General features: G+C 38.6%; 2 protein-coding genes. Both read left to right on the top strand.

Going from position 1 to position 2,440, the window contains the following annotated elements:
- Positions 1-385 precede the first annotated feature (385 nt).
- On the top strand, positions 386-1,159 hold the full coding sequence (fabI, locus tag AC3ASS_RS14035) for an enoyl-ACP reductase FabI (RefSeq protein WP_488284129.1): 774 nt from the start codon (positions 386-388) through the stop codon (positions 1,157-1,159).
- Between the two features lie 105 nt (positions 1,160-1,264).
- Positions 1,265-1,738: a CotO family spore coat protein gene (locus AC3ASS_RS14030; protein WP_488284128.1), complete on the top strand. Its 474-nt coding sequence runs from the start codon at positions 1,265-1,267 to the stop codon at positions 1,736-1,738.
- The last annotated feature ends 702 nt before the right edge of the window (positions 1,739-2,440 follow it).

Here is a 2,440-nt window from a genome sequence, read left to right as displayed (position 1 = left end):
TCTACGTCATACTTAATTGAACCGCCGTATACCGAACGGTACGTACGGTGGTGTGAGAGGTCGGGGGTTAGTCACCCCCTCCTACTCGATTTAATAAGGAACTGTTTTTATTTCTTATGTTTAATTGGAGTTTGTAGCTTTCAAAGGAAAATTTGCAACTATATTAGGAAGTAATTTTTCTTTTATGCAACTTGTATGTAGCACATGAAACTTCTTAATTGTCCATTTATATTACAATTTCAAGTTAATCAAAATCCTACTAGTGAAAATTAATTTGCCAGTAAGACTTAATTGCTATTCTCTTATATAGACTTTTCTAAAAAGAAATTTTATAGTAAAATTAGTACTAGGTGTTAATAACTTGTAATAATAGGAGGATGTAAATATGTTTCCTTTAGTGGAAGGTAAAACGTTTGTCATTATGGGTGTTGCCAATAAAAGAAGTATTGCTTGGGGAATAGCACGTTCTTTACATGCTGCGGGCGCACGTCTAATTTTTACATATGCAGGCGAACGATTAGAAAAAAGTGTTCGTGAATTAGTAGAAACATTAGAAGGTCAAGAGTCTCTCGTACTTCCATGTGATGTTACGAATGATGAAGATATAAAAAATTGCTTTGCCACTATTAAAGAAAAAGTTGGTACCATTCATGGAGTTGCTCATTGTATTGCTTTTGCAAATAAAGAAGAGCTTGAAGGAGAATATTTAAATACAACACGTGATGGATTTTTACTAGCACATAATATTAGCTCCTATTCATTGACAGCTGTTGCTAAAGAAGCAAGAGAATTAATGAGTGAAGGTGGAAGCATTGTAACATTAACGTATTTAGGCGGAGAACGCGTCGTTCAAAACTATAACGTTATGGGTGTTGCGAAAGCTTCTTTAGATGCAAGTGTGAAATATTTAGCCAATGATTTAGGTAAAAACGGAATCCGTGTAAACGCTATTTCCGCAGGTCCTATTCGTACTTTATCAGCAAAAGGAGTAAGTGACTTTAACTCCATTTTAAAAGTGATTGAGGAAAAAGCACCATTAAGACGCACAACTACTCAAGAAGAAGTTGGAGATACAGCATTATTCTTATTCAGTGATTTATCTCGTGGTATTACTGGTGAAATCATTCATGTTGATTCAGGCTATCATATTTTAGGCTAAAACAAAGCTATCGGTATTTCTATACCGGTGGCTTTTTATTTTTTAAACAATTTTTTCTCCAAGCATATTTATAAAAAGAGGCCTTTTCATAGGAGGTGAACTCACTTGGAAAAAGATAAGAAAAGTAAGCCGAAATTATTTTTACCTAATGGATTCACACAGTCATTAGAACAATTACAATCAACATTCATCTATCGGATTCAAACAGATGAAATTTTAGAAGAAAAACAAGTAGAAAATGAAACGACTAATGAAGAACTGATAGAAAATAATCAAAAGAATGAAAAGAAAGAGGAAAAATCGAGGTTTTCAAAAAGATCGCCCCATCAACCTGTATTAACAGGTTTTAAGCCAAAACCAGCATTTAAGGATCTATCCATTCTGGAAAAAATTGAATATATGCTCAACTATCCGATTCAACTAAAAAAGCCGTTTTGTAAAATATTTTTAAATAAAAAAATAGTGACGGGTAAAATACTTTCATATGAAAATGACTATGTAAAGATAGAAACAAAAAGAGGAGTTTTAAAGGATATTCCGATATCTGATATAAAAAATATAACCATTTCACCAAAGTGAAACCAGCAAGGGAAAAATACCCGTGCTGGTTTTTACTATTTAGGAATTATTTTTTTTACGTGTATAGAAGGTGGCTCTCCCGTTCATACGGTGTTCCTTTTGTGCCTTCGCTTTTTGGATTGTCTAGCTCGGCTCGCAGTGGCTAGCGAACGAGTCACTCCTTCCCCTACGATAAGTCAACATCGTCTCGTAGGTCGCCGTGTTTCCTTTATCTCAGTGCAGGAGTGACTCCCGTTCGTTCGCCACTAGGCGCTCGCCTCCGCTTTTCGGATTGTCTAGCTCGGCTCGCAGTGGCTAGCGAACGAGTCACTCCTTCCCCTACGATAAGTCAACATCGTCTCGTAGGTCGCCGTGTTTCCTTTATCTCAGTGCAGGAGTGACTCCCGTTCGTTCGCCACTAGGCGCTCGCCTCCGCTTTTCGGATTGTCTAGCTGCGGCACGAACGCCTAGTGAACGATGACCTCTCTCCCTTGCGATAAGTCAACATCGTCTCGTAGGTCGCCGTGTTTCCTTTATCTCAGTGCAGGAGTGACTCCCGTTCGTTCGCCACTAGGCGCTCGCCTCCGCTTTTTGGATTGTCTAGCTCGGCTCGCAGTGGCTAGCGAACGAGTCACTCCTTCCCCTACGATAAGTCAACATCGTCTCGTAGGTCGCCGTGTTTCCTTTATCTCAGTGCAGGAGTGACTCCCGTTCGTTCGCCAC

The organism is Bacillus sp. JST-5 (genome assembly GCF_057747715.1).
This window is presented reverse-complemented; position numbering and strand designations above follow the sequence as displayed.